This window comes from Pseudomonas sp. FW507-12TSA, assembly GCF_058781435.1.
The window spans coordinates 143,241-169,586 of sequence record NZ_JBYSWT010000001.1; the positions used below are offsets into that span (position 1 = coordinate 143,241).

Sequence of the window (26,346 nt, forward strand, 5' to 3'; positions counted from 1 at the left end):
GAACGGCGGGAAACGAAGGTTCCCGCCAGCCGGTGGATTTGTTACTTGGCGACCAGCGCCTGGACCTTGAGGATCTGCGCCTGCAGGGTCGCCTGGTCGGCGCAGCGCAGGTTGGCATGGCCGACCTTGCGCCCGGCCTTGAAGGCCTTGCCGTAGTGATGCAGATGGCAGTCGTCGATGCTGATCACCTGGTCCACCGGCGGTACTTCGCCGATGAAGTTGATCATCGCGCTTTCGCCCACCTTGGCGGTGGAGCCCAGCGGCAGGCCGGCAACCGCCCGCAGGTGGTTCTCGAACTGGCTGCACTGGCTGCCTTCGGTGGTCCAGTGCCCGGAGTTGTGCACCCGCGGGGCGATTTCGTTGGCCTTCAGGCCGCCGTCCACCTCGAAGAACTCGAACGCCATCACACCCACGTAGTCCAGTTGCTTGAGCACGCGGCTGGAATAATCCTCGGCCAGCGCCTGCAACGGGTGATCGCTGCTGGCCACCGACAGGCGCAGGATGCCGCTGTCGTGGGTGTTGTGCACCAGCGGGTAGAAACGGGTCTCGCCATCACGGGCACGCACGGCGATCAGCGAGACTTCGCCAGTGAACGGCACGAAGCCTTCCAGCAGGCACGGCACGCTGCCCAGCTCGGCGAAGGTGCCCTCGACATCGGCAGCGCTGCGCAGGACCTTCTGGCCCTTGCCGTCGTAGCCCAGGGTCCGGGTCTTGAGCACCGCCGGCAGGCCGATGTGCGCCACTGCGGCGTCCAGGTCGGCCTGGGACTGGATGTCGGCGAACTCGGGGGTGGGAATCCCCAGGTCCTTGAACATGCTCTTCTCGAACCAGCGGTCACGGGCGATGCGCAGCGCCTCGGCGCTCGGGTAGACCGGCACGAATTGCGACAGGAAGGCCACGGTCTCGGCCGGCACGCTCTCGAATTCGAAGGTCACCAGGTCCACCTCGTCGGCCAGCTGGCGCAGGTGGTCCTGGTCGCCATAATCGGCCCGCAGGTGTTCGCCCAGGGCGGCTGCGCAGGCATCCGGGGCCGGGTCGAGGAAAGCGAAGTTCATTCCCAGCGGGGTTCCCGCCAGGGCCAACATGCGGCCCAGCTGGCCGCCACCGATTACACCGATCTTCATCGTCAACGACCTCAGGCGACGCGCGGGTCTGGATTGTCCAGGACGCTGTCTGTCTGTTCAGCACGGAATTTTTTCAGCACCGCATGGAACTGCGGGTGCTTGGCGCCCAGGATGCTCGCCGAGAGCAGGGCGGCGTTGATCGCACCGGCCTTGCCGATGGCCAGGGTCGCCACCGGGATGCCAGCGGGCATCTGCACGATCGACAGCAGCGAATCCACGCCCGAGAGCATCGAGGACTGCACCGGCACGCCCAGCACCGGCAGATGGGTCTTGGCCGCGCACATGCCCGGCAAGTGGGCCGCGCCACCGGCGCCGGCGATGATCACCTCGATGCCGCGCGACTCGGCTTCTTCGGCGTACTGGAACAGCAGGTCCGGGGTGCGGTGTGCAGAAACCACCTTCACCTCGTAGGGAATGCCGAGCTTGTCCAGCATATCCGCGGTGTGGCTAAGGGTGGACCAATCGGACTTGGAGCCCATGATCACGCCAACCAGTGCACTCATCGTCGTGCCTCTTTCTCTCTGGGCGCCCGCAGGCGCGTCAAAAAACAACAAGCCACGCGAATGGCGTGGCTTGTTGTACGAATTCTAGCCAGGCGAACCGGCTGGAGGCCGCGCAGTATACCCAAAAAAATGTTCGCAACGCACGCTCACCGACCACCTGCGACACCCCGGCCTTTTTTGCCCAAAGGCCCGGTTTTATTGACTTTGAAGTCAGCCGCCCCGCATTGGAAATCCCTGCGACCCTGGCGGTTTCTCGTAGCGGCTGCCGCAGGCTGCGCAAAGGCGCGCAGCGATCGCAGAAAGGTCCAGCCGGCCATCTACCCGGAGGCCCAGCAGGCCTTGTCGCAGCCTCGCCGGCTCAGCAGCGGCTACAAGGTCACGGGTTGCTCGTGCCCTGCCCCGCGGCGCTCTCCAGCTTGCGCCACAGCAGGCGCACGTTGGCCTTGCGCACCAGGGCGCAGCGGTACAGGCGAATCTCCAGCGGCACGTGCCACTGCGCACCACCGCACACCACCAGTTCGCCCCGGGCCAGCTCGGCGCGCACGCTCAACTGGGGGACCCAGGCGATGCCCAGGCCTTCCAGGGCCATGCTCTTGAGGCTATCGGCCATGGCGGTCTCGTAGACGGTGGTGAATCGCAGGTTGCGCTGGCGCAGCAGCAAATTGACCGAGCGCCCGAGGAAGGCTCCGGCACTGTAGGCCAGCAGCGGCACGCTGGACTCGCCCTCCAGGTCGAACAGCGGCTTGCCCTGGGCATCGGCGGCGCAGACCGGAAGCATCTCGGTGTGCCCCAGGTGCAGCGAAGGGAAGATTTCCGAATCCATCTGCAAGGCTGCGTCCGGGTCATAGAAGGCCAGCATCAGGTCGCAGCCGCCTTCACGCAGGGCGTGTACCGCATCACCGACGTTGGTCGCCACCAGCCGAGTGGCAATGTTCAGGCCCTCGTTGCGCAGTTGCGCGATCCAGCGCGGGAAGAAGCCCAGGGCCAGGGAGTGGGCCGCCGCCACCTGCATCACCTCGCCCTGCCCGCCTTCCAGGTGGTGCAAATGGCGCACCACCTCGCCGAGCTGCTCGACCACCGTGCGCGCCGTCACCAGGAACAGTTGGCCGGCGGCCGTCAGCTCCACCGGCGTGCGCGAGCGATTGACCAGGGTCAGGCCCAAGGCGGCCTCCAGGCTGCGGATGCGCCGGCTGAACGCCGGCTGGGTCACGAAGCGGCGCTCGGCGGCCTGCGAGAAGCTACGGGTGGCGGCCAGGGCACTGAAGTCCTCGAGCCATTTGCTTTCCAGATTCATCACGTCCTCCCGGACACGCACCATTTTAGGTCACACGCTTGCCGGCAACGCGGCGTCACACGGGCATTATGCCGAATATGCATAGGCCAGTGTTTAACAGCATTGGCCCAAAATTTCCCTTAGCCCTAGGATTCGCAGCGCTCCCGGCACTGACCGGGTCCCTACCGAGATGATTTCCGTCATGTCCTCCGCTGCATCTTTCCGCACAGAAAAAGATCTGCTTGGCGTACTCGAAGTACCGGCTCAAGCGTATTACGGCATCCAGACCCTGCGAGCGGTAAACAACTTCCGCCTCTCGGGCGTTCCGATTTCGCATTACCCAAAACTGGTCGTGGCCCTGGCGATGGTCAAGCAGGCAGCTGCCGACGCCAACCGCGAACTGGGTCACCTGAGCGAGGCCAAGCACGCGGCCATCAGCGAGGCCTGTGCCCGCCTGATCCGCGGCGACTTCCACGAAGAGTTCGTGGTGGACATGATCCAGGGCGGCGCTGGCACTTCGACCAACATGAATGCCAACGAAGTCATCGCCAACATCGCGCTGGAGGCCATGGGCCACAGCAAGGGCGAATACCAGTACCTGCACCCGAACAACGACGTGAACATGGCGCAGTCGACCAACGACGCCTACCCGACCGCGATCCGCCTGGGTCTGCTGCTGGGTCACGACGCACTGCTGGCCAGCCTCGACAGCCTGATCCAGTCGTTCGCCGCCAAGGGTGAAGAGTTCAGCCACGTCCTGAAGATGGGCCGTACCCAGCTGCAAGACGCCGTGCCGATGACCCTCGGCCAGGAGTTCCATGCCTTCGCCACCACCCTGGGTGAAGACCTGGCCCGCCTGAAGACCCTGGCGCCGGAAGTGCTGACCGAAGTCAACCTGGGCGGTACCGCCATCGGCACCGGCATCAACGCCGACCCGCGCTACCAGAACCTGGCCGTGCAACGCCTGGCCACCATCAGCGGTCAACCGCTGGTCCCGGCGGCCGACCTGATCGAAGCCACCTCCGACATGGGCGCCTTCGTGCTGTTCTCCGGCATGCTCAAGCGCACCGCGGTCAAGCTGTCGAAGATCTGCAACGACCTGCGCCTGCTGTCCAGCGGCCCGCGTACCGGCATCAACGAGATCAACCTACCAGCGCGCCAGCCCGGCAGCTCGATCATGCCCGGCAAGGTCAACCCGGTTATCCCGGAAGCGGTCAACCAGGTGGCGTTCCAGATCATCGGCAACGACCTGGCCCTGACCATCGCGGCCGAAGGCGGCCAGCTGCAACTGAACGTGATGGAGCCGCTGATCGCCTTCAAGATCTTCGACTCGATCCGCCTGCTGCAACGCGCCATGGACATGCTGCGCGAGCACTGCATCACCGGCATCACCGCCAACGAAACCCGTTGCCGCGAGCTGGTTGAGCACTCCATTGGCCTGGTCACCGCGCTGAACCCGTACATCGGCTACGAAAACGCCACCCGTATCGCCCGCATCGCCCTGGAAAGCGGCCGCGGCGTACTGGAACTGGTTCGCGAAGAAGGCCTGCTGGACGACGCCATGCTCGACGACATCCTGCGTCCGGAAAACATGATTGCCCCGCGCCTGGTTCCGCTGAAGGCGTAACCGCCGCGACACCGAAACATGCAACACCGCTCACCAGGTTGAGGGACTAGACACCTCTCACCTTTTGAGGGCTTGGAGATTCGTCTCCAGGCCCTTTTTTTTGCCTGGGATTTTCCCTGCCACGGCACTCGCCCGCCCCAACCGCGCCTCGATCCTGTAGCCGCTGCCAAGCGCGAGTCTGCGAACGGCACCGCAGTGGCCGCAAACCAGGTACCGCGATTCCCTCGGCAAGAACGCTGCTCGCATGCGACGACGGCCACCGATCCAGGTTTTGACCAAGCACAATCGGCCAACACGGTGGATAATCCGCCGCTCCACCCCCGAGGCACCCTGTCGATGGACCCGACGCACACCCATGCCCTGCAACAGCTACGCGCCCTGATCCCCATCGGCCTGCGCCACGCCCAGGCCCTGCTGGAACGCTGCGCAGGCGATCCGCAGCAAGCAGCCGAGCTCTACAAAACTGAGCTGCTGCAGGTGCTGGTGGAAAAGTCCGGCCTGCCCGCCGAACAAGCCCGGGAGTACCTGCATGGCGCCGAGTACGACCTGAACCGCGCCCTGCACGCTATAGAACAAGCGCGCTTCACCCTGACCCAGCGCATCCTGCGCAAGCATCATCGGGACCCGGGCCAGGCCGTGGACCTGATCGCCCAGGCCATCGAAACCGCCCAGGCGTTGCCCCGCCAATACTGGCTGGACTTCGACCAGCTGGCGCAACTGCCTCCAGCACTGCGCTGCTTCATGGTGCTCCACGAGTGGCTGGCCTACGAAAGCTGGGAAGGCTTCGATAGCGCCCTGTACTTCCACCTGCCCGAAGCCCTCGCCCAATTTCGCCAGCTCCAACAACATGCCCTCGCCGATAGCCTGGAGCAGGCCAGCCGGCGCCAAGACCACCTACGCGCTGTCCACAAGCCCGCAACAGCACCAATCGAACTGACGAACCTGATCAACCAGGACCCAGGGTTCTGCGCCTGCCAGGACGCCTATCGCCAACACCTGCCCCAGCTGGACGAACGCCTGGTGCAGTGGGTGCAAGAGCACCTCGAACAATTCCCGGCCTGAAGCTGCGCCACGCCGCGGGCGCCAATGCAGAATCTGGACCAGTGCCTGCTGGAAACCTGCCAGCGCCTCTTGTTCAGCTCATGCGCATCAATGGGCAACTACCCTCCGACAACTCTTTGAGCTTGCAACATCAAGAACTCTTACTTGCGCCGTTTCACATATAAAACAAATAACCCATTAATTAATAAAATCGCGTTACCTGGAACAACCTCCATTCATAGAGTTTCTCGCGGCGCTGGGAATTTTCGTGCCAGATAATAAACAGCGTTTCATATATAAAACATTAAAAATACAACTAAAAACTCACAACCAATTGATATAAAAGGCCAAACCAGACTATCAAGCCGAAGAGTATTTCACTGGCATTGTTCATGCACTAAACGGCGTATCACCTAAAAAACAGACCAGAGAATAATTCCCATGGCTGTGAAAGAGATGTATGCCGTCGCCCAACAATGCAATCCGCAACTTCCTAGAGAAGAACCGGGACTTACGGAAATAGAATTCCGAAACGTTGGTAAGAGTTTTCCTAACAAAGGCCAATCCAATTCCGCCTTCGCCATTCGCAATGTGAGTTTCAAGATCCGCAAGGGCGAAGTGGTCTCGATCATCGGCCCATCGGGATGTGGCAAGAGCACCCTCCTGAACATGGGCTCAGGCCTTTACCTGCCCAGCGAAGGCGAAGTCCTGGTCGGCGGCGAAGCGGTCACCGGCCCCGTACGCCAGGTCGCCTTCATGTTGCAGAAGGATCTGCTGATGCCCTGGCGCAGCATCCGCCGCAACGTCGAACTGGGGCTGGAGATCCAGGGCGTGGACATCGCCACCCGCGCGACAGTGGCCAACGACCTGCTGGAACGCTGCCACCTCAAGGGGTTCGCCGAACACTATCCATTCCAGCTGTCCGGGGGCATGCGCCAGCGCGCGGCCCTGGCCCGGACCCTGGCGGTCGATCCCCAGGTGCTGTTCCTCGACGAGCCGTTCTCGGCCCTCGATGCCCAGACCAAGATGATCCTGCAGCAAGACATGGCGCGCATGCTCGCCGACAGCAACAAGACCGCCCTGTTCATCACCCACGACTTGATCGAAGCCATCGCCATGTCCGACCGGCTGCTGGTCATGAGCGCCCGTCCGGGAACCATCGTCGAGGAAATCCCCATCGACCTGCCCTTGCGGGACAACCCGCTGGAACGCCGCAAGTTGCCGCAGATCGGGCCACTGGTGGGGCGCCTGATGGAGTTGCTGCAAGTCGGCCAAGACCTCGAATTGCATTGATCCACCCCAGCAACGCTTTCAGGAGTTCCCCATGCCCAAGTCGCTGCTTCAAAGATTCGCCCAGGCCGCAGCCATCGCGCTCGGCCTGAGCCTGGCCCAGGGAGTGCTGGCCGCACCGGTGAAGGTCACCTACCTGCTGCCGGCGCCGCCCAACCTGCCGGCCTTCGCCCCCTGGATCATCGCCAAGGAGAAAGGCTACTACGCCGCCCATGACCTCGAACTGAATTTCATCGCCGCCAAGGGCGGAGTCGATGTCGCCAAGCAACTCGGTGCCGGCAACGCCCTGATAGGCGGCGCCATGGGCGAGACCTCCATCGTGGTCCGGGCCAACGACATCCCGGTCCGGGCCGTGGCGCTGCTGGGCAACGGCGGGCTGGCCCAGGTCGCGACGCGACGAGGTGCCGGGATCGCCGGCATCGCCGACCTGAAGGGCAAGACCATGACCGTGATGTCCTACTCGGACAACATCTACTACTCCCTGCTCGCCTCCCTGCGCAAAGTCGGCCTGGGCAAGAACGACGTGGACATCCAGGCCGCCGGCCCCTCCGGGGTCTGGCAGCTGTTCGCCGCCGGCAAGGCCCAGGCCATGGCGGCGTCGCCGGACTGGGTGACCAATGTCGAGAACGCCGGGGTCGAGGTGCGACTGATTCCCCTCTTCGAAAGCATGGCCCAGGCGATCCTCGCCTCCGACAAGGCGATCCGCGAGCAGCCGGAACTGGTGCGTGGAGTGGTCCAGGCCACCCTGCAAGGCATGCGCGACGTCATCCAGGACCCTCGGGACGCCGCCCGGGTCTTCGTCAAGGCGGTACCCGCCTACGCCGGCAAGGAAGAGGCCGTGGAGCGGGTCCTGCGGCTCTACGTCGAGCACGTCTACGCCAGCCAGCAGGTACTGGGGCATATCGACCCGCAGCGCATGGAGCAGATACGCCAGTTCTACGTCAGCGAAGGCATCGTCAGCCAGGCACCACGTCTGGAGGACCTCTACACCAATCAGTTCATCGACAGCCCCATGGCCGCGCAATGACGGCCGGAACCTTCGAGGTAGCGACCAGGATGAAAACCCTTGCCCATAACTCAGTGCTCGGCAGCGTCGCCCTGCTCCTGGTGTTCCTGTTGCTCTGGCAATGGGGCCCGGGGCTTCTGGGAATGCCCGAATTCGTCATGCCCAGGCTCAGCCGCGTGCTTCAGGAAAGCCTGGTGATGTGGCAAACCGGCAACCTCTGGCAGCACACGCTGCTCACCGCCCTGGAAATCATCGTCGGCTTCTGTCTCGGAGCCCTGCTGGGCCTGGCCATCGGCGTGTCCCTGGGGCTTTCGCCCACCGCCGAGGCCGTGCTTTCGCCATACATCCTGGCCCTGCAGATCGCCCCCAAGGTGGCCTTCGCGCCGCTGTTCGTGATGTGGCTGGGCTACACCGTCTACCCGAAGATCCTGATCGCCATCCTGATCGTGTTTTTCCCGGTGATGATCAACGTGCTGTCGGCGATCCGTACCGTCGACCCGGACATGATCAACCTGGTACGCACCATGAGCGCCAGCCGCTGGCAGATCTTCCGCCTGGTGGAGTTTCCTTCCGCCATGGCCGCACTGTTCTCCGGCTTGCGCATCGCTTCGACCCTGGCGGTGATCGGCGTCACCGTCGGCGAGCTGGTAGGCGGCAACCAGGGCCTGGGCTTCCTGCTGGTGGACGCCGAAGGCCAGGGCAATACCGCCGGGGTGTTCGTCGCCATCGCCATGCTGACCCTGATCGGGGTGGTGGCCTACGGCGCCGTGGTCTGGGCCGAGAAGCGCGTCCTGCACTACCTGCCCAAAGCCATGCTGAGTAGCCAATGATGAATACCTCGACCGGACTGCTCCAGGGCCGCCGAGTCCTGGTTACCGGCGGAGCCCGCGGCCTGGGCTACGCCTTCGCCGAGGCCATCGGCCGCGCCGGGGCCCGGGTGGTCATCGCCGACATCCGCGAACAGCAGGTGCAACAAGCCGCCGCCGAGTTGCGCCGCCAGGAACTGCACGTCCACGCCTTGGCGCTGGACCTGGCCGACCCGGTCGCCGTCGAGGCATGCATCGCGCGGACCATCGATCTGCTCGGTGGCCTGGATGGCCTGGTGAACAATGCCTCGATCACCGACTCCGGCGGCAAGAGCTGTGAACAACTGAGCCTCGAGACCTGGGACCAGGTCATGCAGGTCAACGTGCGCGGCACCTGGCTGATGACCAGGGGCTGCCTGCCGGCCCTGCGCGCCAGTGGACGCGGGGCCATCGTCAACCTGGCCTCGGATACCCCGCTGTGGGGTGCGCCGAACCTGCTGGCCTACGTCGCCAGCAAGGGCGCGATCATCGCCATGACCCGCAGCCTGGCCCGGGAGCTGGGCGCCGACGCAATCACCGTCAACGCCATCGCCCCGGGCCTGGTACAGGTGGAAGCCACCGCCTACGTGCCTGCCGCCCGCCACCTCCTGTACCGCGACCAGCGTGCCCTGCAGCGCGCTCAGCTTCCCGAGGACGTCAGCGGCGCGGTGCTGTTCGCGCTGTCCGACCTTGCCCGCTTCATCACTGGACAAACCCTGCCGGTCAACGGCGGGTTCGTCATGCCCTGAATGGAGACCGCCATGACCGATCTATCCGCGAACCATCAAGCCAAGAGCTGGGACCGCCCTGCGGGAGCCAGCCTGGAAAGCTGGATGAACACCCGCATCGCCCGCTACCAGACCCGCAAGTACGACTGGAACGCGCTGAAGTTCCAGGCCGACTACGACCCCAAGTACCGGCGCGCGCAAATGCGCTACATCGGCACCGGTGGCACCGGGGTGAACAACGACGCCAATACCGTGGCGGCCGAGCACTTCACCTTCTCCACCATGGTCATTCCCGCTGGCCACGAAGGTCCGCCGCACCTGCATATCGATGTGGAGGAAGTGTTCTTCGTCCTGCGCGGCAAGCTCAAGCTGGTGCTGGAAAAGGACGGCGAGCGGTATGAAACCATCCTTAACGAGCGCGATCTGGTCTCGGTACCGCCAGGGGTCTACCGCGAGGAAATCAATATCGGCGACGAGGACGCGCTGATGTGCGTGATGCTCGGCGCGAAGAAACCCATCACTCCCACCTATCCGCCAGAGCATCCCCTGGCCTCGATCAAGCGCGGATAGGGTCATGGATAGCGCTAATCGCTCCCAATCGCTCACCGCCGAGCTGGAGGCTCGGCTGGAGACCGACTTCGCCCTGCGCCGCCTGCCCTTGCCCGGCGGCCAGCAGGCCCTGCGCGAGTGCGGCCAGGGTCCGGTCGTGGTGCTGCTGCACGGCATCGGCTCCACGGCGGCCTCCTGGCTCCAGGTGGCCCTGCAGTTGGCCAGCCACGCCCGGGTGATCGCCTGGGATGCTCCTGGCTACGGCGAATCCAGTCCACTGGCCAGCCCGGCCCCGAAGGCCGAGGACTATGCCGAACGCCTGGGCCAGATGCTCGACGCGCTGCAGGTCGAGCGTTGCTTGCTGGTGGGTCACTCCCTGGGTGCGTTGCCCGCCCTGGCCTACGCCTGCACCGAAGGCGCGCGCCGGGTCGAGCGCCTGGCACTGATCAGCCCGGCCCGGGGGTATGGCGAGGCGCAACGCATGCAAGTGGGTCGGGAAGTGCGTCAGCAGCGCCTGGACCAGTTGCAGTACCTGGGCCTGGCCGCCCTTGCCCAGCAGCGCGGCCCCGACCTGGTTTCGCCCAGGGCGACGGCCCAGGCCCGCGCCTGGGCCCAGTGGAACATGGCCCGGCTCAATCCCCAGGGTTATCGCCAGGCCATCGAGTTGCTCTGTGGCGATGAACTGCTGCGCCACGGCGCCCCCGCCATGCCATGCACCGTGCATTGCGGCGATGTCGACCAGATCACCCCCGTCGTCAGCTGCCGGCTCATTGCCCAGGCACTGGGGGCCAGCTTCCAGGTCATCGCCGACGCCGGTCACGCCAGCCCCATCGAACGACCCCATGAGGTCGCCGGGCGCCTGGCTGCCCTCCTTACTCCCTGCTTGAAAGGTGACTGTCCATGAGCGACTCGGATCTGCTGAAGGACCCGCAGGACAAATACATCGTCCCGGGCCTGGAACGAGGCCTGTTGCTGCTATGCGAATTCAGCCGGCGCAACCGTACCCTTACCGCGCCTGAGTTGGCGCGGCGCCTGGCGCTGCCGCGCTCGACCATCTTCCGCCTGCTGGCCACCCTGGAGGCCATGGGGTTCGTCACCCGCAACGGCAACGAGTACCGCCTGGGCATGTCGGTGTTGCGCCTGGGCTTCGAGTACCTGGCGTCCCTGGAGCTCACCGAACTGGGGCAACCGTTGCTGGCGCGCCTGTGCGACCGCCTCAACTACCCGAGCAACCTGGTGGTGCGTGACGGCCGCTCGATCGTCTATGTGGCCAAGGTCTCGCCGCCCTCGGTGTTCTCCAGCGCGGTCAGCGTCGGCACCCGCCTGCCGGCCCATGCCACGGTGCTTGGCCGCGTGCTGCTGGGGGACTTGTCCCTGGCGGAGCTGCGTGAGCTGTACCCGGAAGAGCACCTGGAGCAGCACTCCCCCAGCACGCCGAAAACCGTGCTGGAACTGTTCGACATGGTCCAGGCCGACCGCCAGCGCGGTTTCGTCAGCGGCGAAGGTTTCTTCGAAACGACCATTTCCACCGTCGCGGCACCGGTTCGCGATCAGAGCGGCAGCACGGCCGCCGCCCTGGGCGTGACCATTCCCACCATCCAGGTCGGCCATCTGAACTACAACGAATTGCTGCTGCAGGTACGCCGCAGCGCCGATGAGCTGTCGCGCCTGCTCAACTACAACAGCGCCGCCCACGACGGGCAGCCGCGCGTCACCGCCTTGATGAGGGATTGAAATGCACCCTTATCGACTGCAAGACCGTGTAGCCATAGTTACCGGCGGTTCCTCGGGCATCGGCCTGGCCTGCGTCGAACTGTTGCTGCAAGCCGGCGCCAAGGTCGCCTTCTGCGGTCGCGACCCGGATCGGCTGGCCAACGCCGAGGAGCACCTGCGTCGGCGCTTCCCCACTGCGGCGTTGCTCGCCCAGGCCTGCGACGTCCTGGACGCCGATGCCGTGGCCGCCTTCGCCAGCACTAGCCTTGAGACCCTGGGGCCGGCCAGCGTGCTGGTCAACAACGCCGGCCAGGGTCGGGTGTCGACCTTCGCCCAGACCAGCGACGACGCCTGGAACCAGGAGCTGAACCTCAAGTTCTTCTCGGTGATCAACCCGGTGCGGGCCTTCAAGCCGCAACTGGCCAGCCAGCCCCAGGCGGCCATCGTCTGCGTCAACTCGCTGCTGGCCAGCCAGCCGGAACCGCACATGGTGGCCACGTCCGCGGCGCGTGCCGGGGTCATGAACCTGGTGCGCTCCATGGCCACCGAGTTCGCACCCGAGGATATCCGGGTCAACGGCATCCTCATCGGCCTGGTGGAGTCCGCGCAGTGGCGCCGGCGCTTCGAGGCCCGGGAGCAGCACGACCTCGACTGGGAGCAATGGACCAGCCAGCTGGCCCTGCGCAAACAGATTCCCCTGGGACGCCTGGGCCAGCCCACCGAGGCGGCCCAAGCCATCCTGTTCCTGGCTTCGCCCCTGTCGGCCTACACCACAGGCAGCCATATCGATGTTTCCGGAGGCCTCTGCCGTCATGCGTAACGAACCCATGGTCACCGTCGGTGCCGTCATCACCGCCTTTCTCGAACAATGCGAGGTCAAGGCCGCCTTTGGCGTGATCTCGATCCACAACATGCCGATCCTCGATGCCTTCGCCGTGCGCGGCAACATCCGCTTCGTGATGGCCCGGGGCGAGGCCGGCGCGACCAACATGGCCGACGCCTATGCCCGGGCCAGCGGCGGCCTGGGCGTATGCCTGACCTCCACCGGCACCGCCGCCGGGAACGCCGCTGGCGCCCTGGTGGAGGCGCTCACCGCCGGGACTCCGCTCCTGCATCTCACGGGGCAGATCGAAACTCCCTATCTGGACCAGGAGCTGGCCTACATCCACGAAGCCCGCGACCAGCTGACCATGCTCAAGGCGGTATCCAAGGCGGCCTTTCGCGTGCGCAGCGTGGAAACCGCCCTGAGCACCCTGAAGCTGGCGGTACAGACCGCGTTGACCGCGCCCACCGGCCCGGTGAGCGTGGAGATCCCCATCGATATCCAGGCGAGCCTGATTCCCATGCCCGCCGACCTGTCGCCATTGCCGGTGGCGTTGGCGGTGCCCGCCGTAGAAGCCCTGGACCAGTTGGCCGAGCGCCTGGCCACTGCCCGGCGTCCACTGTTGTGGCTCGGTGGCGGGGCGCGGCATGCCGGCCCACAGGTCAAGCGCCTGATGGACCTCGGTCTTGGCGTGATCACCTCGACCCAGGGCCGGGGGGTGGTCAACGAAGACGATGAACGCTGCCTGGGCGCCTTCTCGCAGAACAAGCAGGTCGAGCAGTTCCTGCAAAGCTGCGATGCATTGCTGGTCGCCGGCTCGCGCCTGCGCAGCAACGAAACCTTCAAGTACAGCCTGAAACTGCCGCGCAAGATCCTGCGCATCGACGCCAACCCGGCCATCGAAGGTCGCAGCTACGCCAGCGAGCTGTTCGTCTGCGGCGACGCCGCCCTGGCCCTGGAAGGCCTGGCCGAGCGGCTCGAGGGACGCCTGCGGGGCGACCCGCAATTCCTCGCCGAACTCAAGGCGGTACGCGCCTCCTCGCGCCAGCAACTGCTAGCGGACCTGGGCCCCTACTCGGCCATGGTCGAGCAGCTGCAAGCCGGCACGGGCCGCGACTTCACCTGGGTCCGCGACGTGACCCTGTCCAACAGCATCTGGGGCAACCGCCTGCTGACCCTCTGTCACCCGCGCTCCGGGATCCACGCCCTCGGTGGCGGCATCGGCCAGGGCCTGGCGATGGGCATTGGCGCCGCCGTGGCCGCAGCGGTCAATGCTCCACGGCGCAAGGTCTTCGCCCTGGCCGGCGATGGCGGCTTCATCCTCAACCTCGGGGAACTGGCGACCCTGGTCCAGGAGCGCGTCAACCTGGTGATCCTGCTGATGAACGACCAGCGCTACGGGGTCATCCGCAATATCCAGGACGCGATCTACGGCAGTCGTCACTGCTACGTCGACCTGCACACCCCGGACTATAGCCAGCTGGCCGCGGCCATCGGCCTGCGCCACGCCCTGGTCAGCGACCTCAAGGACTTCGCCGGGGCCCTGGACCGGGCCCAGGGCGAACCCGGCCCGTTCTTGCTGGAGGTCGACATGCTCAGCGTGGGCAATTTCGCCACCTGCTTCGCCGGACCGCCCAATAGTGAAACCCAAGCCCAGAAAACCAACGCCTGAGGAGCGCGCCATGTTGCATATCACCATGATCGGCTGCGGGGCCATTGGCCTCGGCGTGCTGGAGTTGCTGGAACAAGACCCGCACCTGCTGGTGGAGCGCGTGATAGTCCCGCCCGGCTCCGAAGAGGCGATCGGCCAACGCCTGGCCCGGCGCTCGTCCCCACCCCAGGTGGTCACCGCCCTGCCGGAGGACGCCCGCCCCGACCTGTTGCTCGAATGCGCCGGGCACCAGGCCCTGGAGGAACATGTACTGCCGGCGTTGGAGAAAGGCATCGCCTGCCTGATCGTCTCGGTGGGCGCGCTCTCGCAGCCGGGCCTGGTGGAGCGCCTGGAAGCCGCGGCCGAACGCGGCAATACCCGCATCGAACTGTTGCCCGGAGCCATTGGCGGCATCGATGCGCTATCGGCGGCCAGGGTCGGTGGCCTGGACTCGGTGGACTACACCGGACGCAAGCCACCGCGAGCCTGGAAGAACACGCCCGGTGAACAGGCCTGCGACCTGGAGCACATCAGCGAAGCCACGGTGATCTTCCAGGGCAGCGCCCGGGAAGCCGCGCGCCTGTATCCACGCAACGCCAACGTCGCCGCCACCCTGTCCCTGGCCGGGATCGGCCTGGATCGCACCCGGGTGACCCTGATCGCCGATCCCCACAGCGAGGAGAACGTTCATCAGTTCCAGGCCCGCGGCGCCTTCGGCGGCTTCGAGCTGAACCTGCGGGGCAGGCCCCTGGCGGCCAACCCCAAGACTTCGGCGCTGACGGTCTACAGCATCATCCGGGCCCTGGGCAATCACGCCCATGGCATATCGATATGAACAAGCAGCGGCAAGCAGGAACGCACCGCGCGGCCCTGGCTTTCGCTTGCCGCTTGCCGCTTGCCGCTTGCCGCTTACAACGAGGTTCTTTTATGTCCATAGACTCGTCTTTACCCATTTGCATTGCCGGCCAATGGCGCCTTGGCCGGGGCGAACGCTACGCCAGCCGCTACCCGGCCACCGGCGAAGTCGTGGCCTGGCTCAATGCCGCCGACTTGCAGGATGTCGAAGACGCGATCCAGGGCGCACACCAGGCGTTCCTGCATAGCGGCTGGGCCCAGCGCAAACCCCATGAACGGGCTGCGGTGCTGTATCGCATCGCCGAGCTGATCCGCCAGCACGGCGAGGACCTGGCGCAATTGCAGCGCCAGGACAACGGCAAGCCCATCAATGAAACCCGGGCCCTGGTGGCCAGCGCCGCGGGTACCTTCCAGTTCTTCGCCGCTGCCTGTGAAACCCTGGAGGAAACCATCACCCCTTCCCGGGGGGACTTCGTCAGCATGAGCCTGTACGAGCCCATGGGCGTGATCGCGGCGATCACCCCCTGGAACTCGCCCATCGCCAGCGAGGCACAGAAGGTGGCTCCCGCCTTGGCCGCCGGCAATGCGGTGGTGCTCAAGCCGGCGGAAATCACCCCGCTGCTAGCCCTGCAACTGGCCCATATCTGCGATGCAGCCGGGCTCCCCAAGGGTTTGCTCAGCGTGCTGCCGGGCAAGGGTTCGCTGCTGGGCGACGCCTTGACCCGGCATCCGTTGGTGAAGCGGGTGTCCTTCACCGGGGGCACCCGCACCGGCAAGCACATCGCCCATATCGCCGCCGACAAGATGATGCCGGTATCCCTGGAGCTCGGCGGCAAGTCGCCGACCATCGTGCTCGACGACGCCGACCTCGAACATGCCGTGGCCGGGGTGCTGTACGGGATCTTCAGTTCCTCGGGCGAGTCCTGCATCGCCGGCTCGCGCCTGTTCGTCGCCCAACACCTGTACGACCCGTTCATGCAGCGGCTGGTGGACGCGGCGAGCCAGCTGCGGGTCGGCGATCCGGCAGACGAGCGGACCCAGATGGGACCGTTGATCAGCGCCGAGCACCGTCAATCGGTGGAACGCTACGTGGCCATGGGCCTCGCGGCTGGCGGCTGCCTGCGCCTGGGTGGCGAACGCCTCGGCGGGCCTGCCTACGAACGGGGCTTCTACTACCCACCGACCATTCTCGAAGGCCTGAGCAACCGCCAGCAGGTCTGCCAGGAAGAGATCTTCGGCCCGGTACTGGTGGCCCTGCCATTCACCGACGAAGCACAGCTGCTCGAGCAAGCCAACGACAGTCTCTACGCCCTCGCCGCCGGCATCTGGAGCCGCGACTACAAACGCGCCTGGGACCTGGGGCGCAAGCTCCAGGCCGGCACGGTGTGGATCAACACCTACAAGCAATTCTCCATTTCCACCCCATTCGGTGGCTGGCGTGACAGCGGCCTGGGCCGGGAAAAGGGGCGCCTGGGAATCCTCCAGTACATGGAGCAGAAGAGCCTGTACTGGGGCATGAATCAACAACCGCTGGCCTGGGCCGGCCTGTCGCGCGAGGTAGCGCCATGAGTGTTCTTGGCATCGACGAAGTCACTTACGGGGTCGAGGATCTCGCCACTTGCACGCGCTTTTTCAGCGACTGGGGCCTGGACCTGGTCGAACAGAGCAGCGACCGGGCGGTGTTCGAAACCCTCAACGGCTGCCGGGTGGTGCTGGCACATCTCGACGACCCGGCCCTGCCTGCGGCCATCGAGGCCGGGTCCACGGTGCGCGAAGTGGTCTGGGGCGTGTCCTGCGCCGCCGACCTGGATCTGTACCGGCAACGCATCGCCAACGATCCGGGGTTCGTCGAGGGCGACGGCCGCATCGGCTGCACCGACCCCAACGGCCTGGCGATCCGCCTGCAGGTCAGTCGCAAGCGCCCCCTGGATATCGAGTGCAGCGGCCACAACACCTGGCAGGTCAAGGGACGGATCAACAAGCCGGCACCGATCTACGAACGCGCGACCCCGATCGAGGTGGGCCATGTGGTGTTCTTCGTCACTGACGTGAATGCCTGCGAAGCCTTCTACCACCAGCGCCTGGGCTTTGAGGCCTCGGATCGCTACCCCAACCGCGGGACCTTCCTGCGCAGCGCCGAGGAAGGTGGCCACCACGACCTGTTCATGCTGCAACTGCCTGCCCCCAGGGCCGGACTCAACCATGTGGCCTTCACCGTGCGCGACGTGCATGAGGTGTTCGGCGGCGGCATGCACATTTCCCGCAGCGGCTGGGCCACCGAGATCGGTCCGGGCCGGCACCCGGTCTCATCGGCGTTCTTCTGGTACTTCAAGAGCCCTGCCGGCGCACTGGTGGAGTACTACGCCGACGAAGACCAGCTGACCGGCGAATGGCAACCGCGCAGCTTCGAACCTGGCCCGACGGTGTTCGCCGAATGGGCGATCGCCGGCGGCATCGACGGCCACACCCGGCGCCAGCAGCACGTCGAGGCGCCCCAGGGCAAGTTCCTGACCGACAAACCCAAGACCTGAGCAGAACCTGTAAAGGAGCCCATGCAATGACCACCCCTGCCCCGTACCTGGAGCCGCACCAGGCTCGCAAGCGCCCCAGCACGCCGTTCGAAGACCTGCTGGGAGACTCCATCGAACGCGCCTTCGGCAATGGCATCAGCGAACTGCCGGCGCTGCTCGCGCATCTGGACCAGGCCGGACCGCCGTGCCCGCTGACCAGCGGCCAATGGACGACCGATGCCTATAAAACCCTGATGGCGCGGTTGGGCGAATGACCCTTCGGAGGACAATAAGAAATGAACCTGCAACTGACCGTCGATCCTGTTGAACAACACCTGGCCAATGGCCTGAAGGACCTTTGGTTCCCGGTACTGCCGGCGAACCAGGTGGGCGACAAACCGGTTTCCATCCGCCGCCTGGGCTACAAGATCGCCCTGTGGCGCGACAACGATGGCAGCGTCCATGCCCTGGAAGATCATTGTCCACACCGTGGTGCACCGCTGTCCCAGGGGCCGGTGCTGGGCGATCGCCTGCAATGCCCCTACCACGGCATCGAAGTGCGTTGCGATGGCACTGTCCTCAAGGTACCCGGCAGCCCGGGCTGCAAGCTGGAAGGCAGCCGGCCCACACGCATGTTCCATACCCGCGAGGCCGCCGGGGCGATCTTCCTGTTCAACGCCAGCGACCCGCATCTGGAACAGCCGCCGGAACTGGTGCTGCCGGAGCAGTTGAGCAGCCCCGAATAGAGCAGCTTCCTCTGCTACACCGAATGGCAAGGCGACTATCGCTATGTGCTGGACAACGTCATGGACCCGATGCATGGCACCTACCTGCACAAGATGTCCCACTCCATGAGCGAGGGCGAAGCGACCGCACGCTTCATCACCCGCGATACCGAACAGGGTTTCGTCTTCGAGAAGGAAGGCCAGCGCGGGGTCAACTTCGACTGGACCGAGTTCCTCGACAACGGCTGCCACTGGCTACGCCTGGAAATCCCCTATCCGAAGACCGGCGGCCCGGGTGGCAACTTCACCATCATCGGCAGCTACACCCCGGCCAGCCGCAGCCTGGCCGCAGTCTTCCACTGGCGCTGCCGGCCCCTGACCGGCTGGCAGCGCGACACTTGGCGCTTTCTCTACAAGAACCGCCTGGAGGCGCGCCACTGGGTGGTGCTGGAGCAGGACCGGGTGCTGCTGGAGTTCATGGAGGCCGACGCCAACCAGCGGGAAAACCTCTACCAGCATGACCTGGGCGTGGTGCGCTTGCGGCGCTACCTGAAGAGCGCCGCCAAGGACCAGCTGGAACTGATCGATACCAAGCAACTGGCATGAGCCCGGCCGGCGGGGGAGCGACCCCGCCACCGTCGTCCTGAAAGAGGTGAACGATGTGCAAATCCCCGCTCCTCAACGCCCGGGTGCAAAGCCTGCACTATGAAGCGCAGGGCATCATCAGCATCGAGCTGCGGCCGGTGGGCGATACCCGGTTCCCGGCTTTCGAGGCCGGCGCCCATATCGACCTGCACCTGGGCAACGGCCTGGTGCGCAGCTACTCGCTGCTCAACGCCCCCAGCGACGAGGACCGCTACCACATAGGCATCCTGCGCGATCGCAGCAGCCGCGGTGGTTCGGAGTACATCCATAGCGAGCTACGGGTAGGCATGACGTTGCCGATCTCGGCGCCACGCAACAACTTCGCCCTGGACCTTGGCGCCGGGCACAGCGTGCTGGTGGCCGGGGGCATCGGCATCACGCCGATCTACTGCATGTTGCGCCAGTTGCTGGCCCTGGGAAAATCCGTCGAATTGCTTTACTGCGCCCGCTCCCGCGAAGAGGCGGCGCTGGTGGCGACCATCGACCAGCTCGGGGCAACGGTGCGTTATCACTTCGACGTCGAGCAGGGCCTGCCCCCGGACCTGGCGAACTACCTGGCCGGCTATCCGGGCGACACGCATTTCTATTGCTGCGGGCCGACGCCCATGCTCGATGCCTTCGAAAATACCTGCGAGCGCCTGGGTTATGCCCACGCACACATCGAGCGCTTCAGTGCCGGCGAGATCGCCGCCAGTGAAGACGCCCGCAGCCAGTACAGCGTGGAGCTGCGCAAATCCGGGCGTACCCTCGCGGTCGGCTCTGGCCAAAGCTTGTTGCAGGTGCTGCTGGATGCTGGCTGCGACATCGACCATAGCTGCCAGGAGGGTGTCTGCGGTTCCTGTGAGACTCGCGTCCTGGAGGGTGAGATCGACCACCGTGATGCGGTCTTGAGCAAGACCGAGCGAGCGACCAACCGCTCGATGATGGTCTGCGTTTCCGGCTGCAAGAGCCAACGCCTGGTGCTGGACCTGTAGAGCAGCGCCCCGGCTTCACTGCAAGGCTTCAGGCCGGTCCGGGGACCGGCCTTTTTTCTTGCCTGTGCCTCGCCCGGTGCTGGTCCACCGGCAAAACGCCCAGCGCTCGGGGTAGCACCCAAGGTGCAATAAAGACGCACTTGCCCAGCCTCGCCCGTTACTTCTGGCAGCGCTCGCTCCATGGGCTGCACAAGCCTAGCGTTCCGTATCTAAACAATTGTTTTTAAAAGACAAATCCAAAGCACAGGGCACTGCAAACCACTGGCACAGTTTCTGCTCCGGCCCCGGCGGCTCATGGGAAAACAGCGTTTCACCCATAAAACCAACCAGCGCCCATGACCTGAAGCCGCCAGTACCGACCTCGCCCAGCCACTCGCCGAACCAGTGGGCTGGCGCGGGTTGCCGGACAAAAGAGCGGCTCTTAGCAGAGGAGAGGTCAAGATGAAGCGTCATGCCCTGGGCACTTGCCTGGCAGTGATCGGTTGCAGCGGTTTCGCCGCCGAGCCCGTACCTTCCGAGCCGGTGCGCCTCAATGCCGCCAACAAGCCCTTCCCGCATGTTTCCTGGAACAGCGCGGATGGCCACAGCAGCCTGGATATCGGCGGCGCATTGCGCACCAACTACCGCGACGAGCATTGGCAGACCACGGAAAACAACGGTCGCTGGTTATTCGACAGCTTCCGTCTGGCTATCCAGGGTCGTCACCGCGACTTCTACAGCGAGCTGCACTACTGGTTCCAGGACAATGGCAAGCGCTCCATCAACCGCGGCTTCATCGGCTACCGGTTGAACCCCCAGGCCAGCCTGCAACTGGGGGCACCGTTCAAGCCATTCGGGCTGGATGCCACGCCGCAGTTCGACTGGAGGAATTATCACATCCCGTTTTTCCTCGGCTACGGCTCCAGTACCGGCAACGGCTTGAAGTACAGCTACAAGGACCCGGACTGGGACCTGCAATTGGCCTATTTCGCGCGCATGCTGCCGAGCAGCCTGCGCTATTCGTCAGAAGTGGGCCGCTACGCCGACCTGAGTGCTAACGCCAATGCCGCCGCGCAATCGCGCCAGGACAATGAAAAACACCATCAGCTCAACGCCCGGGTGGCCAGGACCTTCATCCTGGACGATTGGAAAACCGAGATCGGCGCCTCCCTGGCCAGCGCCCGGCTGTACAACGCCAGCACCCGGGACAACGGTGACTACTGGGCCGTAGGCCTGCATGCCGTGGTCAACCACGGCCCCTGGACCCTGACCAGCCAGGCCATCCGCTACCAGTTCGATCCGAAGAACCCCACAGGTGTCAGCAAGCATTCGGTGCTCATGGGTAACAACGGCCTCAGTCCAGCCTACCTGATCGCCGCCCGCGCCAGCGTGGGCGCGTTGAACCTGTGGTACGACATCCACACCCCTCGGTTGGGCCAGTTGAAGAAGATCAAGCTCTACAGCGACTACAGCCTGATGCGCAAGGACCAGCGCGAGTGGGACGACTCGCAGATGTTCACCCTGGGCGCGCATTTCCTGGCGCTGCCGGTGAAGGCCTGGCTCGACCTGACCTGGGCCAGGAACGCCAACCCCTATGGCGGCGCGGAAAACGCCAGCGGCTTCACCAGCACCACGTCCTCGGGCAGCAATCGCTGGTATCACCGGACCAACCTGACCATCGGTTATTACTTCTGACCCTCGCCAGCGCTGCGGACGCACGGGAGCAAGCTTGCCCGCCATGCCGGCAGCCTCTCTCCAGGCCCTGGGCGCAAGGGTCTGGAGAGCTTTCACAAGAACCGATGCAGCGTCCCGTACTCCTGCCACTCCTCGGCTCGATGCGCTATATGCAGGCGCCAGGCCCGCGTACCGGCCAAGTCTTCAGGCCGGTCCGGGAACCAGACCTTTTTCTTGCCTGTGCTTCGTCCGGCGCTGGTTCACAGGCAAAACGCCCAGCCCTCGGGGTAGCACCCAAGGTGCAATAAAGACGCACTTGCGCAGCCGCCGCCGTTACCGCCGGCAGCGCATGTTCCAAGGGCTGTACAAGCCTTGCGTTTCGCATTTAAACAATTGTTTTTAAAAGATAAATTCAAAGCACAGGGCACTCAAAACCACTGGCACGGTTTCTGCTCACGGCCCTGGCGGCTCATGGGGAAAACAGCGGTTCACCGATAAAACCAACCACCGCCCAGCCCCTCGTCGAACCCGGGCAATGGCGCGGTTTGCCGGAAAAAGAGCGGCTCTTATCAAAGGAGAGGTCAAGATGAAGCGTCATGTCCTGGGCGCCTGCCTGGCAATGATCGGTTGCAGCGGTTTCGCCGCCGAACCCGTACCTTCCGAGCCGGTGCGCCTCAATGCCGCCAACAAGCCCTTCCCGCATGTTTCCTGGAACAGCGCGGATGGTCACAGCAGCCTGGATATCGGCGGCGCATTGCGCATCAACTACCGCGACGAACACTGGGACACCACCGAGAACAACGGCCGGTTCCTGTTCGATACCTTCCGCCTGGATATCCAGGGCCGGCACCGCGACTTCTACAGCGACCTGGGCTACTGGTTCCAGGACGATGGCAAGCGCTCCATCGACCGCGGCTTCATCGGCTACCGGCTGAGCCCCCAGGCCAGCCTGCAACTGGGGGCACCGTTCAAGCCATTCGGGCTGGAGCCTTACCCGCAGTTCGGCTGGAGCTATCACATCCCGTTTTTCCTCGGCTACGGCTCCAGTGCCGGCAGTGGCTTGAAGTACAGCTACAAGGATGCGGACTGGGACCTGCAATTGGCCTACTTCCCGCGCATGCTGCCGAGCAGCCTGCGCTATTCGCCGGAGGTGGGCCGCTACGCCGACCTGGACGACAACGCCATCGCCGCCGTGCAATCGCGCCAGGACAATGAGAAACGCCATCAACTCAATGCCCGGTTGGCCAGGACCCTCACCCAGGGAGACTGGAAAACCGAGATCGGCGCCTCCCTGGCCAGCGCCCGGCTGTACAACGCCAGCACCCGGGACAACGGTGACTACTGGGCCGTGGGCCTGCATGCCGTGGTCAACCACGGCCCCTGGACCCTGACCAGCCAGGCCATCCGCTACCAGTTCGATCCGAAGAATCCCACAGGTGTCAGCAAGCATTCGGTGCTCATGGGGGGCAACGGCCTGACTCCGGCCTACCTGATCGCCGCCCGCGCCAGCGTGGGCGCGTTGAACCTGGGATACGACATCCACACCCCGCGGCTGGGCCAGTTGAAGAAGATCAAGCTCTACAGCGACTACAGCCTGATGCGCAAGGACCAGCGCGAGTGGGACGACTCGCAGATGTTCACCCTGGGCGCGCAGTTCCTGGCAATGCCGGTGATGGCCTGGCTCGACCTGACCTGGGCCAGGAACGCCAACCCCTATGGCGGCGCGGAAAACGCCAGCGGTTTCACCAGCGCCACGTCCTCGGGCAGCAATCGCTGGTACTACCGGACCAACCTGAACATCGGTTATTACTTCTGACTATCGCCAACGCTGCGCGGACGAACGGGAGCAAGCCTGCCCGCCATGCCGGCAGCCTCTCTCCAGGCCCTTGTCGCAAGGGTTTGGGGAGATTTCACAAGAACCGATTCAGCCTCACGCCCTCCTGCCGTTCCTCGGTTCGACGCGCTACATGCAGACGGCAAGCCCGCGCACCGGTATAGTGCGCCCCCTCTTCGCGTGGACAGCCGTCGGTAACGAGGCTCCAACCCACGGGAAACCCGAACTAATAACAACCCGCGAATAGAGAACCGGGACGAACACTCGCCCCACCGCTTTGCCGTGCGTGCAATCAGCGGTGTAACAAGGTGTTTCTGTCCGCTCTGCTTTTGCCTACACAAAAAACAGCGAGGAATACTCCATGCTCGAAGTCATCAACGACTTCCTCTCAGGGAAAGTGCTGATCGTGCTCATTGTCGGGCTCGGCGGCTACTTCACGATCCGCTCGCGTTTCGTTCAATTGCGCCACTTCCTCCATATGTTCGCGGTGTTCCGCGACAGCCTGAAAAGCAGCGGCGGCCAGCTCAGCTCGTTCCAGGCGCTGATGCTCAGCCTCGCCGGCCGGGTGGGCGCAGGCAACATCGCGGGCGTCGGCATCGCCGTGACCCTGGGCGGTCCGGGCGCCGTGTTCTGGATGTGGGTGACCGCACTGGTGGGCATGTCCAGCAGCTTCTTCGAATGCACCCTGGCCCAGGTCTACAAGCGCGCCGATGGCGACGGCCTGTACCGCGGCGGCCCGGCCTACTACATCCAGCACGGCCTGAAGCTCAAAGGCATGGCGGTGGTGTTCTCCATCCTGCTGCTGGTCACCTACGGCTTCGCCTTCATCGGCCTGCAGTCCTACACCGTGACCCATTCGCTGCAGGACGCCTTTGCCTTCGACCCTAGCCACACCGGCATCGTCCTGGCGCTGCTGCTGGCCATCACCTTCATCGGCGGCATCAAGCGCATCGCCGCGGTGTCCGACCTGCTGGTCCCGATCAAGACCCTGGCCTACATCGCCGTGACCCTGTACGTGATCGGCACCCAGATCGAACAAGTGCCGGCCATGCTGGAGACCATCATCAAGAGCGCCTTCGGCCTCGACCCGGCCTTCGGCGGCCTGCTCGGCAGCGCCATCGTCATGGGCGTGAAGCGTGGCGTGTTCGCCAACGAAGCGGGCCTGGGCAGTGCGCCGAACGTCGCCGCCGTGGCCGCCGTGAAGCACCCGGGCGCCCAGGGCGTGGTCCAGGCCTTCAGCGTGTTCCTCGACACCTTCGTGATCTGCACCTGCACCGCACTGCTGATCCTGCTGTCGGGCTTCTACACCCCGGGCTTCGAAGGCGACGGCATCGTCCTGACCCAGAACTCGCTGGCTGCCGTGGTCGGTGACTGGGGTCGGCTGTTCGTCAGCGTCGCGCTGTCGCTGTTCGTCTTCACCTGCATCCTCTACAACTACTACCTGGGCGAGAACAGCCTGCAGTTCCTCACCCGCAACCGCACCGTGCTGATGCTGTTCCGCGGCCTGGTGCTGGCGCTGGTGGTATGGGGTTCGATGCAGGACCTGTCGACGGTGTTCGCCTTCGCCGACATCACCATGACCTGCCTGGCCTTCGTCAACCTGGTGGCCCTGGCCATGCTGTTCAAGGTCGGCATGCGCGTGATGCGCGACTACGACGAGCAGCGCCGCGCCGGCGTCGACCAGCCTGTGTTCGACTCGCGCAAATTCGCCGACCTGGACCTGGACCTGAAGGCCTGGCCCGCCGAACCTGCGGCCGCCGCCCAGGCCGAGCCGCAAGGCGCGCCCACAGCGCAACGCTGACGGGTGAACGACGGGCGCATCCTCTGCACCCGTCGGTTACAGTTCGATAAATGTGCGAGCGGGCTTGCCCGCTCCCACAGGAACTCACCGTTTCGGAGAATCCCATGAACCCTTCGACCTACCCTGCCGCCCAGCACGTCATGGTGCTCTACACCGGTGGCACCATCGGCATGCAGGCCAGTGCCGACGGGCTGGCCCCGGCATCCGGCTTCGAAGCCCGGATGCGCGACTACCTCGACACCCGTCCCGACCTGCCGGTACCGGCCTGGCGCTTTCGTGAAATGGCGCCGCTGATCGACAGCGCCAACATGACCCCCGAGTACTGGCAGCGCCTGCGCGAAGCGGTGGTCGAGGCCGTCCAGAGCGAGGGCTGCGACAGCGTGCTGATCCTGCATGGCACCGACACCCTGGCCTACAGCGCCGCGGCCATGAGCTTCCAGTTGCTGGGCCTGCCGGCACGGGTGCTGTTCACCGGTTCGATGCTGCCGGCCGGCGTGCCCGACAGCGATGCCTGGGAAAACCTCAGCGGCGCCCTGCTGGCCCTCGGCCGTGGCCTGGCGCCCGGCGTGCAGTTGTACTTCCATGGCGAGCTGCTGGCACCGACCCGCTGCGCGAAGATCCGCAGCTTCGGCCGGCACCCGTTCGCCGCCTTGCGGCGCAAGGGTGGCGGCACCCAGGTCGAGGCCATCCCGCCAAGCCTGGACTACCGCCAGGCCCGGCAGCCGGCCAAGGTCGGCGTGCTGCCGCTGTTCCCCGGTATCGGCGCCGACGTGCTCGATGGCGTGCTCGCCAGCGGCATCCAGGGCCTGGTGCTGGAGTGCTTCGGCAGCGGCACCGGCCCCAGCGACAACCCGGCGTTCCTGGCCAGCCTCAAGCGCGCCCAGGACCAGGGCATCGTCGTAGTGGCGGTAACCCAGTGCCATGAAGGCGGGGTCGAGCTGGATATCTACGAGGCCGGCAGCCGCCTGCGCGGCGTGGGCGTGCTGTCCGGCGGCGGCATGACCCGCGAAGCCGCCTTCGGCAAGCTCGATGCCTTGCTGGGCGCCGGGTTGCCGGCCGCCGAGGTACGGCGCCTGGTCGAACTGGACCTGTGTGGCGAGCTGAGCTGAAGCTCAGGCTCGGGAGCCGGTAGCTACTGCGCTAGCTGCCGGCTCGATGACGAACAGAGGGTGACGG

Annotated in this window: 24 protein-coding genes and 1 pseudogene; 21 read left to right on the plus strand and 4 right to left on the minus strand. The window is 65.1% G+C overall.

Annotated features, from left to right (window positions below; all coding sequences use genetic code 11):
• Positions 1-41: 41 nt before the first annotated feature.
• From AC3WK8_RS00695 to AC3WK8_RS00705, 3 genes are all read right to left on the minus strand, one after another.
• The gene (locus tag AC3WK8_RS00695; protein WP_103326193.1) at positions 42-1,124 is read right to left on the minus strand and encodes a 5-(carboxyamino)imidazole ribonucleotide synthase; all 1,083 of its coding nucleotides are present in this window, start codon (positions 1,122-1,124) and stop codon (positions 42-44) included.
• Positions 1,125-1,135: 11 nt separating this feature from the next.
• Positions 1,136-1,627, minus strand: coding sequence for a 5-(carboxyamino)imidazole ribonucleotide mutase (gene purE / locus AC3WK8_RS00700; protein ID WP_022641919.1), 492 nt, complete (start codon positions 1,625-1,627; stop codon positions 1,136-1,138).
• Between the two features lie 376 nt (positions 1,628-2,003).
• Positions 2,004-2,921: a LysR substrate-binding domain-containing protein gene (locus tag AC3WK8_RS00705; RefSeq protein ID WP_022641920.1), complete on the minus strand. Its 918-nt coding sequence runs from the start codon at positions 2,919-2,921 to the stop codon at positions 2,004-2,006.
• A 181-nt stretch (positions 2,922-3,102) separates the two neighbouring features.
• Here AC3WK8_RS00705 and aspA point away from each other — a divergent pair, with 181 nt between their 5' ends.
• The 17 genes and pseudogenes from aspA (at position 3,103) to AC3WK8_RS00790 (ending at position 19,882) form a co-directional block, all read left to right on the plus strand.
• A complete protein-coding gene (gene aspA, locus AC3WK8_RS00710) occupies positions 3,103-4,527 on the plus strand; it encodes an aspartate ammonia-lyase (protein ID WP_068578453.1) in 1,425 nt (474 codons plus the stop codon).
• Positions 4,528-4,863: 336 nt separating this feature from the next.
• Positions 4,864-5,589 (plus strand): hypothetical protein, encoded by a 726-nt coding sequence (locus tag AC3WK8_RS00715; protein ID WP_103326192.1) that lies wholly within the window; start codon positions 4,864-4,866, stop codon positions 5,587-5,589.
• A gap of 435 nt (positions 5,590-6,024) precedes the next feature.
• On the plus strand, positions 6,025-6,861 hold the full coding sequence (locus AC3WK8_RS00720) for an ABC transporter ATP-binding protein (protein ID WP_256592375.1): 837 nt from the start codon (positions 6,025-6,027) through the stop codon (positions 6,859-6,861).
• Between the two features lie 31 nt (positions 6,862-6,892).
• The gene (locus AC3WK8_RS00725) at positions 6,893-7,885 is read left to right on the plus strand and encodes an ABC transporter substrate-binding protein (RefSeq protein ID WP_085594137.1); all 993 of its coding nucleotides are present in this window, start codon (positions 6,893-6,895) and stop codon (positions 7,883-7,885) included.
• 29 nt (positions 7,886-7,914) lie between these two features.
• Complete coding sequence (locus tag AC3WK8_RS00730) at positions 7,915-8,694, plus strand: ABC transporter permease (protein WP_085594135.1); 780 nt, start codon at positions 7,915-7,917, stop codon at positions 8,692-8,694.
• The gene (locus AC3WK8_RS00735) at positions 8,694-9,458 is read left to right on the plus strand and encodes an SDR family oxidoreductase (RefSeq protein ID WP_103326219.1); all 765 of its coding nucleotides are present in this window, start codon (positions 8,694-8,696) and stop codon (positions 9,456-9,458) included. Before AC3WK8_RS00730 ends, AC3WK8_RS00735 begins: the two co-directional genes overlap by 1 nt.
• A 12-nt stretch (positions 9,459-9,470) precedes the next feature.
• Positions 9,471-10,007: a cupin domain-containing protein gene (locus AC3WK8_RS00740; protein WP_085594132.1), complete on the plus strand. Its 537-nt coding sequence runs from the start codon at positions 9,471-9,473 to the stop codon at positions 10,005-10,007.
• Positions 10,008-10,011: 4 nt separating this feature from the next.
• Positions 10,012-10,890 carry an alpha/beta fold hydrolase gene (locus AC3WK8_RS00745; RefSeq protein WP_085594130.1) on the plus strand — a complete coding sequence of 293 codons (879 nt, stop codon included), beginning with the start codon at positions 10,012-10,014 and terminating at the stop codon, positions 10,888-10,890.
• The gene (locus AC3WK8_RS00750) at positions 10,887-11,720 is read left to right on the plus strand and encodes an IclR family transcriptional regulator (protein WP_085594127.1); all 834 of its coding nucleotides are present in this window, start codon (positions 10,887-10,889) and stop codon (positions 11,718-11,720) included. Before AC3WK8_RS00745 ends, AC3WK8_RS00750 begins: the two co-directional genes overlap by 4 nt.
• A gap of 1 nt (position 11,721) precedes the next feature.
• The gene (locus tag AC3WK8_RS00755; RefSeq protein WP_085594125.1) at positions 11,722-12,519 is read left to right on the plus strand and encodes an SDR family oxidoreductase; all 798 of its coding nucleotides are present in this window, start codon (positions 11,722-11,724) and stop codon (positions 12,517-12,519) included.
• Entirely contained in the window at positions 12,512-14,194 is a 1,683-nt protein-coding gene (locus AC3WK8_RS00760; protein WP_103326218.1) for a thiamine pyrophosphate-binding protein, read from the plus strand. Before AC3WK8_RS00755 ends, AC3WK8_RS00760 begins: the two co-directional genes overlap by 8 nt.
• Before the next feature lie 10 nt (positions 14,195-14,204).
• Entirely contained in the window at positions 14,205-15,008 is an 804-nt protein-coding gene (locus AC3WK8_RS00765; RefSeq protein WP_103326190.1) for an aspartate dehydrogenase, read from the plus strand.
• Positions 15,009-15,100: 92 nt separating this feature from the next.
• A complete protein-coding gene (locus AC3WK8_RS00770; protein ID WP_085594120.1) occupies positions 15,101-16,597 on the plus strand; it encodes an aldehyde dehydrogenase in 1,497 nt (498 codons plus the stop codon).
• A complete protein-coding gene (locus AC3WK8_RS00775; protein WP_103326189.1) occupies positions 16,594-17,559 on the plus strand; it encodes a VOC family protein in 966 nt (321 codons plus the stop codon). The genes AC3WK8_RS00770 and AC3WK8_RS00775 overlap by 4 nt, the downstream gene beginning before the upstream one ends.
• A 26-nt stretch (positions 17,560-17,585) precedes the next feature.
• Positions 17,586-17,813 carry a recombinase-like helix-turn-helix domain-containing protein gene (locus AC3WK8_RS00780; RefSeq protein ID WP_085594115.1) on the plus strand — a complete coding sequence of 76 codons (228 nt, stop codon included), beginning with the start codon at positions 17,586-17,588 and terminating at the stop codon, positions 17,811-17,813.
• 21 nt (positions 17,814-17,834) lie between these two features.
• Positions 17,835-18,869 (plus strand): annotated as a pseudogene (locus AC3WK8_RS00785) (Rieske 2Fe-2S domain-containing protein).
• Between the two features lie 53 nt (positions 18,870-18,922).
• Entirely contained in the window at positions 18,923-19,882 is a 960-nt protein-coding gene (locus AC3WK8_RS00790; protein ID WP_103326188.1) for a PDR/VanB family oxidoreductase, read from the plus strand.
• 195 nt (positions 19,883-20,077) lie between these two features.
• On the opposite strand, the gene AC3WK8_RS00795 is transcribed toward AC3WK8_RS00790, so the two are convergent.
• Positions 20,078-20,335: a hypothetical protein gene (locus AC3WK8_RS00795; RefSeq protein ID WP_143494491.1), complete on the minus strand. Its 258-nt coding sequence runs from the start codon at positions 20,333-20,335 to the stop codon at positions 20,078-20,080.
• Here AC3WK8_RS00795 and AC3WK8_RS00800 point away from each other — a divergent pair.
• The 4 genes from AC3WK8_RS00800 (at position 20,324) to AC3WK8_RS00815 (ending at position 26,279) form a co-directional block, all read left to right on the plus strand.
• Complete coding sequence (locus AC3WK8_RS00800; protein ID WP_085594109.1) at positions 20,324-21,556, plus strand: hypothetical protein; 1,233 nt, start codon at positions 20,324-20,326, stop codon at positions 21,554-21,556. The genes AC3WK8_RS00795 and AC3WK8_RS00800 overlap by 12 nt on opposite strands.
• A gap of 565 nt (positions 21,557-22,121) precedes the next feature.
• A complete protein-coding gene (locus AC3WK8_RS00805) occupies positions 22,122-23,351 on the plus strand; it encodes a hypothetical protein (protein WP_207245022.1) in 1,230 nt (409 codons plus the stop codon).
• Positions 23,352-23,730: 379 nt separating this feature from the next.
• Positions 23,731-25,170, plus strand: coding sequence for an alanine/glycine:cation symporter family protein (locus AC3WK8_RS00810; protein WP_022641923.1), 1,440 nt, complete (start codon positions 23,731-23,733; stop codon positions 25,168-25,170).
• A 104-nt stretch (positions 25,171-25,274) separates the two neighbouring features.
• Positions 25,275-26,279 carry an asparaginase gene (locus AC3WK8_RS00815; RefSeq protein ID WP_085594105.1) on the plus strand — a complete coding sequence of 335 codons (1,005 nt, stop codon included), beginning with the start codon at positions 25,275-25,277 and terminating at the stop codon, positions 26,277-26,279.
• Positions 26,280-26,346: the final 67 nt, after the last annotated feature.

Coding starts and splice junctions, on each gene's coding strand:
- AC3WK8_RS00695 (WP_103326193.1), bottom strand. CDS start 1,124: ATGAAGATCGGTGTAATCGGTGGCGGCCAGCTGGGCCGCATGTTGGCC.
- purE (WP_022641919.1), bottom strand. CDS start 1,627: ATGAGTGCACTGGTTGGCGTGATCATGGGCTCCAAGTCCGATTGGTCC.
- AC3WK8_RS00705 (WP_022641920.1), bottom strand. CDS start 2,921: ATGAATCTGGAAAGCAAATGGCTCGAGGACTTCAGTGCCCTGGCCGCC.
- aspA (WP_068578453.1), top strand. CDS start 3,103: ATGTCCTCCGCTGCATCTTTCCGCACAGAAAAAGATCTGCTTGGCGTA.
- AC3WK8_RS00715 (WP_103326192.1), top strand. CDS start 4,864: ATGGACCCGACGCACACCCATGCCCTGCAACAGCTACGCGCCCTGATC.
- AC3WK8_RS00720 (WP_256592375.1), top strand. CDS start 6,025: ATGTATGCCGTCGCCCAACAATGCAATCCGCAACTTCCTAGAGAAGAA.
- AC3WK8_RS00725 (WP_085594137.1), top strand. CDS start 6,893: ATGCCCAAGTCGCTGCTTCAAAGATTCGCCCAGGCCGCAGCCATCGCG.
- AC3WK8_RS00730 (WP_085594135.1), top strand. CDS start 7,915: ATGAAAACCCTTGCCCATAACTCAGTGCTCGGCAGCGTCGCCCTGCTC.
- AC3WK8_RS00735 (WP_103326219.1), top strand. CDS start 8,694: ATGAATACCTCGACCGGACTGCTCCAGGGCCGCCGAGTCCTGGTTACC.
- AC3WK8_RS00740 (WP_085594132.1), top strand. CDS start 9,471: ATGACCGATCTATCCGCGAACCATCAAGCCAAGAGCTGGGACCGCCCT.
- AC3WK8_RS00745 (WP_085594130.1), top strand. CDS start 10,012: ATGGATAGCGCTAATCGCTCCCAATCGCTCACCGCCGAGCTGGAGGCT.
- AC3WK8_RS00750 (WP_085594127.1), top strand. CDS start 10,887: ATGAGCGACTCGGATCTGCTGAAGGACCCGCAGGACAAATACATCGTC.
- AC3WK8_RS00755 (WP_085594125.1), top strand. CDS start 11,722: ATGCACCCTTATCGACTGCAAGACCGTGTAGCCATAGTTACCGGCGGT.
- AC3WK8_RS00760 (WP_103326218.1), top strand. CDS start 12,512: ATGCGTAACGAACCCATGGTCACCGTCGGTGCCGTCATCACCGCCTTT.
- AC3WK8_RS00765 (WP_103326190.1), top strand. CDS start 14,205: ATGTTGCATATCACCATGATCGGCTGCGGGGCCATTGGCCTCGGCGTG.
- AC3WK8_RS00770 (WP_085594120.1), top strand. CDS start 15,101: ATGTCCATAGACTCGTCTTTACCCATTTGCATTGCCGGCCAATGGCGC.
- AC3WK8_RS00775 (WP_103326189.1), top strand. CDS start 16,594: ATGAGTGTTCTTGGCATCGACGAAGTCACTTACGGGGTCGAGGATCTC.
- AC3WK8_RS00780 (WP_085594115.1), top strand. CDS start 17,586: ATGACCACCCCTGCCCCGTACCTGGAGCCGCACCAGGCTCGCAAGCGC.
- AC3WK8_RS00790 (WP_103326188.1), top strand. CDS start 18,923: ATGTGCAAATCCCCGCTCCTCAACGCCCGGGTGCAAAGCCTGCACTAT.
- AC3WK8_RS00800 (WP_085594109.1), top strand. CDS start 20,324: ATGAAGCGTCATGCCCTGGGCACTTGCCTGGCAGTGATCGGTTGCAGC.
- AC3WK8_RS00795 (WP_143494491.1), bottom strand. CDS start 20,335: ATGACGCTTCATCTTGACCTCTCCTCTGCTAAGAGCCGCTCTTTTGTC.
- AC3WK8_RS00805 (WP_207245022.1), top strand. CDS start 22,122: ATGAAGCGTCATGTCCTGGGCGCCTGCCTGGCAATGATCGGTTGCAGC.
- AC3WK8_RS00810 (WP_022641923.1), top strand. CDS start 23,731: ATGCTCGAAGTCATCAACGACTTCCTCTCAGGGAAAGTGCTGATCGTG.
- AC3WK8_RS00815 (WP_085594105.1), top strand. CDS start 25,275: ATGAACCCTTCGACCTACCCTGCCGCCCAGCACGTCATGGTGCTCTAC.